The 15990-nt window shown below is 40.6% G+C and carries 2 protein-coding genes (1 of these 2 cut by a window edge); both read left to right on the top strand.

From position 1 onward, the window contains the following. Nucleotides 1–9143 carry the end of an SDR family NAD(P)-dependent oxidoreductase gene (locus UABHE_RS23695; protein ID WP_372365772.1) on the top strand. It extends 9547 nt beyond the left edge of the window, so only the last 9143 of its 18690 coding nucleotides appear in the window; the start codon falls outside the window, past its left edge; the stop codon is at nucleotides 9141–9143. After that, nucleotides 9127–15990 carry an aminotransferase class III-fold pyridoxal phosphate-dependent enzyme gene (locus UABHE_RS23690; RefSeq protein ID WP_372365771.1) on the top strand — a complete coding sequence of 2288 codons (6864 nt, stop codon included), beginning with the start codon at nucleotides 9127–9129 and terminating at the stop codon, nucleotides 15988–15990. Before UABHE_RS23695 ends, UABHE_RS23690 begins: the two co-directional genes overlap by 17 nt.

The raw sequence follows: 15990 nt of genomic DNA, 5'->3' as shown, positions 1-15990 counted from the left end.
AAAATATTATTCTTTACCGCGAACAAGTACAAAAATGCAAAGTAATCACTCGTTTACATGCGCAATCTAGCGATATGATAAAGGCTGAATTTGTGCTTTTTGATGATGATGGAGTGATTGCCAAAATCGGTGACGGCGAATTTCGCCGTGTAAATCGCGAAAGTTTACAACGAGACAGTTATCAGCATATGCTTTACAAAGAAGTATGGCGCAATAAGAGCATCGAAGAAACTCCCGTATCGGGTCATTGGTTACTGTTCTCTACTAAAGAAAATCCTATATTACCTGAAATAACAAATTATATCGAAAGCACCCAAGTTGTGTATTTGGGAAAGAATCGCAAGCAAGGTGATGCAATATGGGAAATACGCGAGGAGGACATGGAGTGGTTGTGGCAACAGCTTCCTGAGCAAATATCGAATATACTTTATGCTGGAGACAATAGTGGAATTGTCGATCCACTTGTAACATTACTGCAAAGTAAAAAGCGTAAACTACAAAAAGTATGTGTGCTTACCCAAAATAGTGTTAAAGTTACCGAAGAAGATTCAGTGGCTGGCTTTCAAGATGCTCTATTGTGGGGAATGGTTAAGACTCTTGCAGTCGAACAACCAAATTGTCAGTACTACTGTATTGATTATGATAGTACTACAGTGGTGGAAAGTTGCGCAAGCGTTTTGGGGCAAAATGAACGTGAAGTACAGTGGGCTATACGCAACAATGAAGTTTATGTTGCGCGTTTAGCTAGGTACCATAGTAATCAAGGACAAGAATTATCTCTACCTGTTGCTGAAAACTATCATTTAACAATGGACGCTAAGGGCGTTATTGACCACTTACAAATACGTGAGAAATCGCGAACATCCGTAGAAGAGAACCATATAGAGATTGAGGTTAAAGGTGCTGGTCTAAACTTTCGCGATGTTATGAATGTACTAGGTCTATATCCTGGTGACGCGGGAAAACTAGGCGGGGAATGTTCTGGAATTGTCACTGCTATAGGTGAATCGGTAACTGAATTTGTAGTGGGTGACCGCGTATGTGCAATCGCGTCTAGTTCCTTCAGTAAATATGTTGTTGCTCATAAATTTTTGACCGCCAAAATACCAGAACACATTGACTTCGCAGGGGCTGCAACAATTCCTATTACTTTTCTCACTGCCCACTACGCCTTTGATCGCGTAGCAAAATTACGAAAAGGTGAAAAAGTTCTTATCCATGCAGCAGCAGGAGGTGTAGGACTTGCAGCTATTCAGTTAGCGCAAAATATTGGAGCACAAATTTTTGCTACAGCTGGAAATGACGAAAAGCGTAATGTTCTAAAAAATTGGAATGTTCCGCATATTATGAACTCGCGCACTTTGGATTTTGCAGAGCAAATAGCCCAAGATCACAAAATAGATGTTGTGCTAAATTCGCTTGCTGGTGACTATATTGGTAAAAGCATGGCGCTTTTGAGTAAAAATGGACGCTTTGTTGAAATTGGTAAAGTAGAGATTTGGAATAATGATCAAGTACGCGCTTTACGCGACGATGTTAGTTACACAGCTTTCGATCTTGCAGAAATGTGCAGCGACACTCCGCAACTTGTACAAGAAATGTTACAAGAACTTATGGTACTTTTCACTGCTAAGAAATTGCAACCACTACAACATAAAACGTTTACTTTGAAAAACGCAAAAAATGCTTTTCGTTATATGGCCCAAGCAAAACATATCGGTAAAATTGTAATAACTCAACAGCAAAGTACTTGGCGAATTGCAAGTGATGGAGCTTATATCATAAGTGGTGGTTTAGGCGGTTTAGGTTTAAAAACAGCACAATGGTTGATTGAAGAAGGTGCAGAGCATATTGTATTACTAAGTCGTAGTGCACCAAATTCAAACCAACAGAAGCAATTAGACAAATGGAAACATATTGATATTACTCATGTAAGTTGTGATCTGAGTGATGCACAGCAAGTGACAAGTGTGTGTAATAATGTTGCGCAAAAAACTAGAATTGCCGGAGTTTTTCACGCAGCTGGTGTTTTGGATGATAGCCTTTTTACGCAATTGACTCCTAAGCGCTTTAAAAGTGTCTTTGCTCCGAAAGTATTGGGCGCATGGAATCTCCACAATGCTACATTGACAAGTAATCTAGAGTGTTTTGTGTTGTATTCGTCAATAACATCAGTTCTAGGCTCGCCTGCACAAAGTAACTACACTGCTGCTAACGCATTTTTAGATAGTCTAGCACACCACCGAATTTCTTTGGGTCTTAAGGCCACAACTATTAATTGGGGGCCATGGAGTGAAGTAGGAATGGCAACGCGCAGTGACGCGAGACAACGGAAGGCTTTTGGTATTAAAGACGTTGCACCTACAGCAGCAATGAACATCATGCATTCTCTTTTGACCCAAAATACGACACAATCAGTGGTTGTCGATCTCGATTGGCGCAAATACATCAAGCAATTTCCACAGCAGATTCCACTATTCTTAGAAGAAGTAACACGCGGTTTACAACGCCAAGAGCATAAAGGAACTTCGGAGTTTGCCAAGTCGTTAGAGAATGTTCCTTTTAGTGAGAGACGTTCTGCGCTTATCGATTTCTTAAGTAATGAAGTCGCTAAAGTTCTTGGTTTGGAAGATGCGAATGATATAGATCGTGAGCAGGCTTTACAAGAAATGGGTTTAGATTCGCTTATGGCTGTAGAACTTAAAAATGCAGTAGAAACAGCCATTGGCAGTGAACTTCCGGCAACACTACTCTTTGATTACCCGAATATCGACGCAATGGCTGATTACTTAATTACAGATGTTTTTGGATGGCAAGAGCAACAAGAGATTACCACAAAGCGCGAACAAGTAGACAACGAACCGATTGCTATTATTGGTTTAGGATGTCGTTTTCCTGGTGCGCGTAACATTGAAGAATTTTGGGAGTTGCTCGTTGAGGGCAAAGACGCTATTTCTGAAGTTCCCGAAACAAGATGGGACATGGATGAATACTATGATCCTGATCCGAATGTCCCTGGAAAAATGTATACCAAATACGGTGGATTTATTAGCGATGTTGAGCAATTTGATGCAGACTTTTTTGGGATTGCACCACGCGAAGCTATGAGCATGGACCCACAACAGCGCTTAATATTAGAAACAGCGTGGAAAGCTTTGGAAAATGCCGGAGAAACTGACTTACAGGATAGCCGCACAGGTGTATATGTGGGAATTTCGACGCGCGATTATGCTGATCTATTTACTCAAAACAGTGACCCGGAAAAAATCCACGCCTACTTGGGAACAGGAAATGCTTTTAGCGCTGCTTCGGGACGTTTATCTTACATATTAGGCTTACAAGGGCCAAGCATGTCAGTAGACACCGCTTGTTCTTCGTCATTAGTTGCCACTCATTTAGCGTGCCAAAGTTTGCGCAGTGGTGAATCTAATTTAGCGCTTGTTGGTGGAGTGAACCTTATGTTGTCACCAGCAACGACGATTAACTTTTCCAAAGCACGGATGATGGCTTCTGATGGACGTTGTAAAACATTCGATGATAGTGCAAATGGTTATGTTCGCGGTGAAGGTTGCGGGGTAGTTGTTCTCAAGCGTTTATCACAAGCGATTGAGGACGGCAATATGGTTTATGCGGTTATCAAAGGTAGCGCTGTAAACCAAGATGGACATAGTGGAGGACTTACCGCTCCCAATGGTCCTGCCCAAGAAAAAGTAATACGCGAAGCGCTACATGAAGCGCAAGTAGCGGCAAAAGATGTTTGTTATGTCGAAGCCCACGGAACCGGAACTTCACTTGGTGATCCTATCGAGTTGCAAGCTTTGGGAAAAGTACTGAGTCAAGATCGCGAGCAACCATTTGTGGTTGGATCTCTAAAAACCAATATTGGGCATCTCGAAGCTGCAGCTGGTGTTGCTGGTCTCATCAAAACTGCCTTGTCGATGCATCACCAAAAAATTCCAGCGCATTTGCACTTTAAAAAACCAAGTTCATTCATACCATGGAAAAACATTCCCGTCGAAATTGCGACGGAGTTACGGGATTGGCCACAAAAACGCAAAAAAATAGCGGGGCTTAGTTCTTTTGGTTTTACAGGCACAAATGCTCATATTGTTCTAGAAGAAGCACCACTATCTGCGCCACGACCAACCAAAACGGATTTCAATGTTCTAACAATCTCAGGAAAAAATGACAATGCTTTACGAGAAAATACACAGCAATGGTTAGATTATCTACAAGGACCTGAAAAACTAGTTGATAGTTGCTATACGGCAAATGTTGGACGCCAACATTTAAACCATCGTTTATGTACAGCCGCGCAAGACAAAGAACAACTCAAACAAAATTTGCAAGAGTTCTTAACTACAGGTAAGTCGAAAAATATATGGACGGGACATAATAACAAAACGATTGATAAACTCGCATGGTTGTTTACTGGCCAAGGATCACAATACCATATGATGGGCCATGAACTATATCAAAATGAACGCGTGTTTGCCGCTAGTTTTGATGAGTGCGCAACATTTCTTGACAAAGAACTCCCTGTACCACTACACGAAGTATTCTTCGGTAAAAACAAAGAACAGTTGATAAACGATACACGTTACACTCAGCCAGCACTATTTGCAATCGAATATGCATTGGCGAAATTGTGGTTATCGCGTGGTATTGCACCACAAGTAGTGATGGGACACAGTATTGGCGAGTTTGCCGCAGCGTGCATTGCGGGAGTATTTTCCGTTAGCGATGCAGTTAAATTAGTCGCTGCACGTGGAAGATTAATGTCCGAATTACCTAAAGACGGCAAAATGGCGGTAATATTTACAAACTGTGAAAAGGTAGAAAGTGATTTACCTAATGAAAAAGTAGCGATTGCTGCAGTAAATGGACCACAACTCACTGTGATCTCTGGAGATGAAAGCACCATTATTTCAATGGCAAAAAATTATAAAGAGCAGGATATACGCGTTGAAATGTTGACCGTTTCACATGCTTTCCACTCGCCATTAATGCAACCGATGATTGAAGACTTTCGCAAAATCGCGTCAGAGATAGATTATCAGTCACCGCAAATAGCTTTCGTTTCGAGTGGCAAATTTATTCGCGAGTTTACAGCTGATTATTGGTGTGAACATGTTATGTCTGCCGTACGTTTTTATGACAGTATGTTATTTTTAGAAAAACAAAAGTACCAGAATTTTATAGAAATTGGTCCGGCACCAGTGCTTTTAGGTATGGGACGACGCTCTGTAAAAAGCAGTAAAGGTTTGTGGCTGCCATCTCTACGTAAAAATCAACCGCAACAAATGCTAATAAGTTTTGCCCAACTTTATACAAATAACTACAATCCGCAGTGGCGCAATATTTATCAAGGTGGGAATATTGTTGACGCGCCGAGCTATGCATTTCAACCAAAGCGCTATTGGTGGGATATTTCTAGCAAGCGATCGGTTACAACGCAAGATCCTAGTGAGCACCCTTTGCTTGGAGCGCGTTTAGAGTCTCCACTGCTAAGTGGTCATGTGTTTAGTAGTAAAATAGCTCTCTCTGGAGAATATAAATTTTTTAGTGATCATAAAGTCTACGACATGGTCATTTTACCTGCGAGTGCTTATTTAGAAACAATTATGGCTGCAGCGAATACAGTACTCACTGGAGAACCGTGGCGTTTATCGGGAATATCCTTACAAGAGCCTCTAGTTTTTGAAAAAGGTAAAAGTTACAACTTACAAACGGTACTGCAAACAAATGAGAGAGGTTTTAGTGCACAAATTTACAGTTTAGATGGCGATTGGAAAGAGCACTTGCGCGCAAATGTTGAGCGCATAAACGACAATGCTATACAAGGTATGCCACAAATAAACAATAGTACTGAAATTGATATCGAAGGAAGCTATGAGCAACTTGCACAACTTGGCCTTGATTATGGAGAAATGTTTCGCGGTGTTCAGAAAATTTCTAAGTGCGACGATGGTTTTGTAGGTGAAGTAAAACTACCTAAAGAGAAAGACCATGAATATCTTGTGCATCCAGCTCTTTTGGACTCTTGTTTTCAAGTTTTTGCTGCTGGTATTGCGCAACAGGATGAACGCAATGTATACATTCCTTTGAGTATAGACGCTATTTGTTTTCATGAACGAGCGCAACAAAATGTAGTTAGTCATGTCGTTCCACAACCATCCTCTTCTTCAGAGATGTTTGCTGCAAATATAAATATTTACAACGGAGACGGTTCATGCGTGTTAACGATCGAAGGTTTTCGTGTTCGTCGTGTAAGTCGTGCAGTTGTTCATGGTGTTTGGGAGAGACAGTTTTACGATTGGTGGTTTATGCATAGTTGGCAAAAACGCCCACTTGACAATGAACAGCAGCAAATAAATACGCAATCATGGGTTGTGATAGCCGAAAAAGAAGAAACACTTGCCAAAGAAATTGTTTCGCGCCTAGAAAATGCTGAAGCTAAGGTCACTAGACTATTGCCTCAAGAATTTGTAGAAAAGAAAAACTCAGAGACGACATTGCAAAAAATTGTTTTTATTGCTCCTAAACAACAAACAGAACCACAAAGCATTACTTTACTACAATTAACTCAAAAGATGGCAATAGATAAAGGAAAATATCAACTTAACATTGTCACCCAGAATAGTGTATGTGTTGAACAAGAGACAAATACTATTTTTTCAACCGCATTAAATGGTTTTGCAAAAGTAATAACTTTAGAAAGACCCGAGTGGAAATGTACGGTTATAGATATTGAATCACAGGACCAAAGTAGCGTTAAGGATATCATTGCCGAATGTTGTGCACAACAAGAAGAACAGGTAGCATATCGTTTTGAAGAAAGATTTGCGTTGCGCGTTGTTCCTTACGAAACATATTTAAAACAGCAAAACTTTTTACATGTACCAGATGGCCCATATCGTTTAGATATGACTAAAAAAGGCTTGATAAAAAATTTACATTACGTCGCGACAGATCGTCATGTTCCTCAAAAAGGCCAAGTAGAAATTGAAGTGGCGGCCACCGGACTTAATTTTCGCGATGTGATGAACGCCCTAGATCTGTATCCTGGTGATGCGGGGCATTTGGGTGGCGAATGTAGTGGTAAAGTTGTGGCTATTGGAGAAGGTGTTTCTGAGCATAAGGTTGGTGATGAAGTGATGGCAATTGCACCAGCTAGTTTTGGAAAATATGTCACGACTGCTGCGTACTTAGCAGTGAAAAAGCCAGCAAACGTATCATTTGCTGCAGGCGCAACAATTCCAATTACTTTTTTAACTGTATACTATGGTTTATGGAAGTTAGCAAACTTACAAAGCGGAGAACGCATTTTAATCCACTCGGCCGCAGGAGGTGTTGGTCAAGCAGCTATCCAGTTTGCTAAACATGTTGGGGCAGAAATTTTTGCGACAGCTGGTAGTGAGCGCAAAAGAAAATTTTTACGTGATTTGGGTATAAAACACGTAATGGATTCGCGGTCCTTAGATTTTGCACAGCAAATACAAGATAATGTTGGAGAACGCGGTATAGATGTCGTTCTCAACTCTCTTGCAGGAGATTATATTAGTGAAAGTATAAAACTGCTCGCACCGCAAGGACGATTCATTGAAATTGGCAAGATGGAAATTTTAAACGAAGAACAAGTAAGCAAAATATATAATGATATCGAATACCATAATTTTGATTTGGCAGAAATGGCGGAGAATGATTCTGCAATTATGAGCGAAATGTACAACAGGTTACAAGATGATTTTGCTAAAGGTTACTTTCGCGGTTTGCCGCATAAAGTTTTTAGACAAGAAAAAACAATTCACGCTTTTAGGTACATGGCGCGCGCAAAGCACATTGGTAAAGTTGTGGTTTGTGGACGAATGCAGCGCGAGTTTGCTTTGAATCGCGAAGGAACTTATGTTGTTACTGGTGGACTTGGTGGTCTTGGACAACTTATCATGAAGTGGTTAGTTGAAAATGGTGCGCAAAATATTGCTCTTATTAGTCGTCGCCAACCGCAACTTGAGCAGCAACAAAACATCGCTAATTGTGCTCCTGCAACGATTAAGTGTTTTGCTGCTGATGTATGTGACCAAGATAGTTTACGCAAAGTGATGAATGAAATCAAAAATACCATGTCAGAAATCAAAGGAGTTATCCACGCTGCTGGTGTTGTCGACGATGGTTTTATTGCTCAACAAGATGAAGAACGTTTTTACAAAGTTTTACGACCAAAAATGCGCGGTGCTTGGTATCTTCACGAGTTAACCTTAAATTGTGATTTAGATTTTTTCGTATTATTTTCGTCTGTTGCGTCTTTTATGGGGTCTCCTGGACAAGCGAATTATGCTGCTGGAAATGCTTTTCTTGACGGTTTAGCTCATTACCGTCATTCACGAGGTTTGTGCGCAACATCAATTAATTGGGGGCCTTGGGGAGAAACAGGCATGGCCGCCGCTGCGCAAAAAAGTGGTAAAGCTATTTGGGAGAGACGTGGTATTGAAAGTTTGAAATCGCAACAAGGTCTTAAGATTTTAGAACTACTTATTGCCAAAGGACATCCGCAAGTAGGAGTGATTGCCAATAACAAGCAAAAATTTATGGAGCAGCTCGCTATTAATCAACAGGCAAGATGGATGGATACACTTGTTACTGAGGCCAAAAAACAGTTTACAGTGAAAAGCGAAACTCCTAAGGCAGAGATTTTAGAAAAATTGCGTGACACGGATTCAAATAAACAACGTCAAGAAATATTGATTCATCATATTCGCGATGAAATTGCTAAAGTTTTACAGTTAGAATCAGGTGAAGACGTTGCCCCAGATATGGGATTTTTTGACTTAGGAATGGATTCGCTTACCGCGATGGAGTTTAAAAATACACTTGAGATAAATCTTGGTTACACTCTTGCGACCTCTTTAGTCTTTGATTACCCAACGATTGAATCTTTAACTAATTATCTTATTGATGATATTTTTGGAGATACGTCGCCACAAGAAACACCAGAAATTGTAGAGGAAAAAACACCGCAAATAACACAGACAACTGTGGAAGAACAACAAAATTTCGATGATCTTTCCGAAGAGGAACTTATGGATCTGTTAGAAAACGAGCTAAGAGAAATCAGAGAAGGGAACAATGATGGAAGGGCCTAAAAAAAGCTCAAGGGAATTACTCAAAGAAGCGCTTATTGAAGTAAGAAGAATGCGACAGAAAGTACGCGAATGGGAAGATGCTCCGAGTACGCCCATTGCTGTAGTTGGGATGAGTTGTCGTTTTGCTGGTGGCGCAGATACTCCAGAAAAATTATGGCAAATGCTTCTTGATAAAAAGGATGCGGTGACTGAGGTTCCTAAAGAGCGCTGGAATATAGATGACTATTATGATCCTGACCCAAGCGCTCCTGGTAAAACCTATACGCGTTGGGGAAGTTTTGTTGATAATGCCGATAAATTTGATGCTAGTTTTTTTGGAATTATTCCCAACGAGGCGCGGATGATGGACCCGCAACAACGTCTTATTCTAGAAACAGCGTGGGAAGCTCTTGAAGATGGTGCACAGGCTCCTGAACTATGGAAAGATGAACTTGTTGGTGTATTCCTAGGTATCAGTAATAATGACTACGAACGTATTTACAATCGCGCAGCAAAACGCGACGTCGATGTTTATTCTGGAACGGGAAATACCTTTAGCGTTGCTTCTGGTCGTCTTTCGTTCTTGCTTGGGTTCCAAGGACCTAATGTTGCGATTGATACCGCTTGCTCTTCTTCTCTAGTGACTGTTCATATGGCATGCCAAAGTTTACGTAATAAAGAATGCAATATGGCTCTTGCTGGTGGGGTCAGTCTAATTCTCAGCCCAGAGGCAACTATTTATTTTTCAAAAGCGCGGATGATGTCTGCTGATGGACGTTGTAAAACTTTTGACGCTAAGGCTAATGGTTACGTGCGCGGTGAAGGTTGCGGTTTTATTGTGTTAAAACGTTTAGATGATGCTGTGAAAAACCGCGATAATATTTTAGCGGTGATTCGCGGTTCAGCTGTCAACCACGATGGAAAAAGCAGTGGTCTCACGGTCCCGAATGGTGTTTCTCAACAATTAGTGATTCGCAATGCACTACGCAGCGGCGGTATTTCACCACAAGAGGTTAGTTATATTGAGTGCCACGGAACCGGAACATCACTTGGTGACCCTATTGAAATTCAATCTTTAGCCAAAGTACTTGAGCGCGATAAACCACAAAGCCCTGTTCTAAAGGTGGGCTCTATTAAAACCAATATTGGGCACCTTGAAGCTGCTGCAGGGATTGCTGGCCTCATTAAATCTATTCTTTGTTTGAAACACCAATATTTACCCGCACATTTGCATTTTGAAACACCTACTCCTCACATTGGCTGGGATAAATTCGCAATTAAAGTAACAAAAGAAGGTGAGTCGTGGGAGGAACAACAAAAAATTGTTGGTGTGAGCTCTTTTGGTTTTAGCGGCACAAATTCACATGTTGTTTTATCACAAGCGCCTGTTGCAAAACGCAGTGGAATTTCTTGTGCTGAAAATTTATTCATACTATCAGCAAAGACTGAGAGTGGATTGCGCGCTCTTGCCGCAAAGTATGCTGCGTATCTTCCAAATAGCAATCATCAACTCGCTGATGTATGCTACAGTTTACAAAGCGGACGCAACCATTTTAAACATCGCATGGCGATTGCTGACAGTGATGTAAATAAGATAGCAACTTCTTTACAAAAAATAGCTGACGGAGAACAAGTACGAACTGTAGCTATTGGTAAAGAACAGCGTAATAAAGGTGTTGTTTTTTTATTTACAGGACAAGGTTCGCAATATCCTAAAATGGCAAAACAACTATACGAAACGCAAAGTGTTTTTCGCAAAGCAATAGATGAGTGTTCGAAGTGCAGCGCAGCTTATTTACCACATCCTCTTACCGAAATTCTCTACGATGATTCTTGTGATATAGACATTAATGATACTGCTATTACCCAACCACTGTTATTTTGCATTGAATATGCCTTAGCTCAACTATGGATGAGCTGGGGAATTCAGCCAACCGTGGTTATGGGACATAGTGTCGGAGAATTTGCCGCTGCGTGTATTGCTGGTGTTTTCTCTGTTGAAGATGGACTTAAATTGATCAGTGAACGCGGACGCTTGATGCAAAGTTTACCACGTAGTGGAAGTATGGCAGCTATTTTTGCTAGCGAAGAGCAAGTAGCGGCTGCAATAAGTGAATATAAAGACGTTGTATCACTTGCTACTGCAAATGGCCCAAAAAACAATGTTATTTCTGGCCAAAGTGAAGCAGTAAGCAAAATTTGTGAAGCTTTTGATAAAGAAGGGATTGACAGCAAAGAGCTGGTTGTCTCTCATGCTTTCCATTCGCCTTTGATGACCCCTATTCTCGATGATTTTATGGCCGTTGCAGAGCAAATACAATATCATTTACCGAAGATAAAGTTGATTTCTAATGTAAGTGGTAAAGAAGCAGATAGTAGCATTGCAACTGCAAAATATTGGCAACAACATATTATGGCGACAGTACGCTTTCAAAGTGCCACCCAGCATGTTTATGATGCGGGCTATCGCGATTTTATTGAAATAGGCCCTTCACCAGTTTTGATTGCCATGGCACGTAGATTTATTAAAGATAAAGATGTGCGTTGGTTGTTCAGTATCCGTAGTAGTAATGGTAATGTAAAACAAATACTTGGAAATTTAGGGAAACTTTATTCTATAGGCTATAAAGTAGAGTGGCCTACGGTAACTCTCGGTCAAGATGTTAAACGCGTTTCATTACCGACATATGCTTTCCAACGTAAGTCTTTTTGGCTTGATAATGAAGGAGCATCTGAGACAAGTGTGTCACCACAACCTCATAAAATTGCTACGACATTACCAAAAAAATCGCCAGAAGTAAAAATTCCAACAACAACTGAATTTGGTGAACATTGTTATCATATAGAATGGCAAAATGTTGCCGCGCTTACCACAGAGGTAACCACTAAAAAACGTTGGCTGATATTTAATGAAGGACAAAGCGCGCAAAATTTCTGTAAATATCTTCGCGAAAGAGACCAACAAGTGATTGTTGTCGAAAGAGGAAAAAACTTTCAACAAACTTCTGACCAACACTTCACTGTTGAAGCAAATCAGCAAGATTTCACCAAACTATTTACAAGTATTAGCAAAGAGCAAAATGTTGATCATATTGTTTATTTTTGGGGAATAGAGAATAATGCTCAAGAATTAGATGCAGGAATAGAAAACAGCAAACAAGTATTTGGGCTTGTTCGCGCTTTAACAGAACAAATCGAATTCACCAAACATATTTGGCTTATAACAAAAAATGTTTGTGCGCTTGGCAATGAAGTTTCTGTTTCACAATCTCTGTTGTGGGGGATGGCGCGTGCAATTGCCATTGAATATCCACAGTGGTGTGCAGGAATTATTGATATTGATGGTGACACCGATATTTCACTATTGTACCAAGAAATGGAGAACAATTCCTACAGTTCGCGAACGGCACTGCGCGGTGAAAAACGCTATCAGCCTAGTTTACAACCGTATCCTAAAGTGGCAAACAAAACAATATCTTGGAAATCAGATACTGCATATATGATCACTGGAGCTTTGGGAGCAATTGGTTTTGCGATTGCACAACAATTGGTGGAGCGCGGTGTAAAAAATTTAATACTAGTAGATTGTAAACAGCCTTCTATTGAACAACAACAGCAAATAGATTCTTGGAAAATCAATTATAAAAGCGTAGTATGCGATATTAGTGAAGTGAAACAAGTGCAACAGTTAGTTGTCGATTCGCCAAAAGTAAGTGGGATTTTTCACGCTGCCGGCATTTTGGGCGATGGCTTATCGATGGCAAATACCACTTGGCAATCATTTAACAAAGTACTTTCACCAAAAACAATCGGAAGTTGGAACTTACAACAATGCTTTCCCGACATCGATTTTTGTTTACATTTTTCTTCGATACTCTCTTTATACGGAGTTATGGGGCAATCAAGCTATAGTGCTGCCAATTCTTTCCAGGATGCTTTAGCGCATCATTTCGATCATCACATAACAATCAACTGGGGCGCATGGGCAAAACAAGGCATGGCGGTAGAGAGCAATCAACAGCAAGTTCTTAAGGCACTTGGTTCAAATGATTTTTCTGTCGCACAGGGTTTTTCTGTACTAGAGAATGTTGTCGCACAACGCGAATATTCGCAAGTAGTTGCCATAGACATCACCTGGAAAAAATTTATGCTGCAATTTCGCGAAGACGCAACTCCTGAGATTTTTGCAGACGTCATCGCAAAAACGCGCGACAATGTAAAGCAAAAAGCCACTCAACAATATACTGCTAAGACTTCAAGTACGCGTTTAAATCGAATCATGTCGCGCTTAAAAGTAATGGCCTCTGATCTATTCGGCATAGAAGTAAATGAAATGGAAGAAGACGTTTCTTTTATTGAAATGGGTGGTGATTCATTTTTACTGATTCAAATAGCGCAACTCATAGGCGAAGAATTTGCGGTAGTTATCTCTTTTCAAGAATTAGTTGAAGATGTTACTAATCTTCGTGATCTTGCCAATTTAATTAACAGTAAATTGCCAGAAGAACAACAAACTACTGCTGTTAAAAGTGATGACTTTTCTGCTGTAGCAGGAAATGACATGGAACAAATACTCGCGAACCAAATGAAGTTGATGGCGCAGCATTTGGATATGTTGCGTAGTGAGGGAGCAGATCAAGTTCTTGATTTACAAAAAAGGCAACTCCAAGGGTTAGCAGCTAGTGATGAAAAAGAACTTGTTGGTCCAAAAACTACGCTTGCTGCGCAATCTTCAGGAACACCAACGGCAGCCGATTTAACAGTACAACAACAGCAATATCTTGAAGATTTTTTACAGCGCTTTACAGCAAAAACAAAAACCTCAAAACAAATCACTGGCGACAATCGTCGTCATTTAGCAGACCGTCGTACTTATTTTATTTTTCGTATGGAAACGAAAGAAATTATTTACCCTATCATTGGTGCGAAATCAAACAAAGTAAAAATTTGGGATGTAGATGACAATGAATACCTTGATGTAAGTATGGGATTTGGTGTGCATTTATTCGGGCATGGTGCTGGCTTTCTTGTAGAAGCAATCCAAAAGCAATTAGAATTAGGTATTCAAGTTGGACCGCAAGCGATGCTAGCCAACGATGTTGCAAGAGGAATTGCCGAGTTAACAGGCAATGAGCGTGTGGCTTTCTGTAATACCGGTACAGAAGCAGTAATGTACGCGATGCGCCTAGCTAGGTCGGTAACTAATCGTAAAGCGATTGTTATTTTCAATAATTCCTACCACGGTATGCACGACAGCTTATGGGCATATCGCACACCATCGGGAAAAACTTACCCTGCCAAATTTACTACGGGAATACCACGTAGTTTAGTGCAAGATATTGTCGTTCTAGATTACAATGATCCAGCTTCTCTAGATTTTATAGAAGCGAATGCCCAAGACATTGCAGGAGTAATGATTGAGCCCGTGCGTAGTAGAAGTCCACATATTGAGCCACGCGAATTTATTCAACAATTACGCAAAATAACGCAAGACAACAAAGTACCGCTAATTTTCGACGAAGTTTTAGTTGGTTTTCGTTTAAAGCGCGGTGGAGCACAAGAATGGTTCGATGTGCGCGCTGATATTGTCACTTATGGTAAAATCATTGGTGGTGGAATTCCAATTGGAGTTGTTGCAGGTAAGGCGGAATATCTCGATGCCGTCGACGGCGGTTATTGGCAATTTGGTGATGATTCTTTTCCAGGAAAACCAAGCACAGTATTTGGCGGAACTTTTAGTAAAAATCCTCTCACCATGGCTGCAGCAAACGCAGTGGTAAATCACCTGAAAGAACAAGGACCAACATTATACGATAATTTAAACCAACTTACCGCTGAGTTAGTGTCGGAGCTAAATACTTATTTAGAAGAGAACAATGTTCCGATTAAAGTAGTGAGCTGCGCATCTATATTTCGCTTTGTGCCGCGCGAAGCCAAAGGCTTTTTTATTCCATTTGATGTCGACTTGTTCTTCCATCATATGAACTACCACGGTGTTTATATATGGGAAGGACGTGTATGTTTTCTCTCTACAGCTCATACCAAGAAAGACATTAAGCAAATCGTAACAACAGTAAAAAAATGCGTAGAAGATTTACGCAGCGGTGGATTTTTACAAATGCCAGTCACAAAAAAAATTCACTATCATGTACCATTGACAAAACCTAGATTACGCGTATTTTGTTTTCCGTACGCTGGAGGAGGAGCATCGCTATTTCGTACTTTCCAGGATGCGATGCCAGAAGGTGTCGAGGTTGTTCCTATCCAATATCCTGGACGAGAAAATTTGATCAAAGAGCCACTGTTAAATAGCATAGATAAGCTGGTAGAGGCAATTTATCCCGACGTGAAAAATCTATTAGACATACCAGCGGTATTTTTTGGATATAGTCTTGGAGCACTAGTGGCTTTTGAAATGGTACGTAAATTACGTCGCGAAAATCAAACGCTACCAAAGCAACTCCTCGTCGCAGCACACCAGTCACCACATCTTCCTGATGATACTGTACAAATACACCGATTGCCAGACGAACAAATGATCGCGGTACTGCGCAAAACAATCACTGATGTTCCCGATAAATTATGGGACAACGCAGAAATGCTCAAAGTATTTTTACCGATGATTCGCGCAGATGTCACCGTAAGTGAAACATACCACTATCGTGAAGAAAAATCCTTACCTTGCGAAATCATTGCTTACGGTGGAACAAAAGATGACCATGTAAGCGAAGAACAAATTCGTGCATGGCAAAAACAAGCCTCTAACGATTTTAGCCATAAAATGATAGACGGTACCCACTTTTTCTTCCACGATGAAAATAAAGCCTTAGAGAAAGAAATTATAAATGCTGTGAGCAAGTGGCTGTAG

Origin of the sequence: Candidatus Uabimicrobium helgolandensis (genome assembly GCF_041508025.1) — a bacterium.
GTDB classification, from domain to species: Bacteria; Planctomycetota; Uabimicrobiia; order Uabimicrobiales; family Uabimicrobiaceae; genus Uabimicrobium; species Uabimicrobium helgolandensis.
Note: the sequence above shows the minus strand (reverse complement) of the source record. Positions and strands in the feature narration are given on the sequence as shown.

Bases quoted from the DNA above. Each gene is read 5' to 3' on its own strand.
- UABHE_RS23690 (WP_372365771.1), top strand. From the start codon at position 9,127: ATGATGGAAGGGCCTAAAAAAAGCTCAAGGGAATTACTCAAAGAAGCG.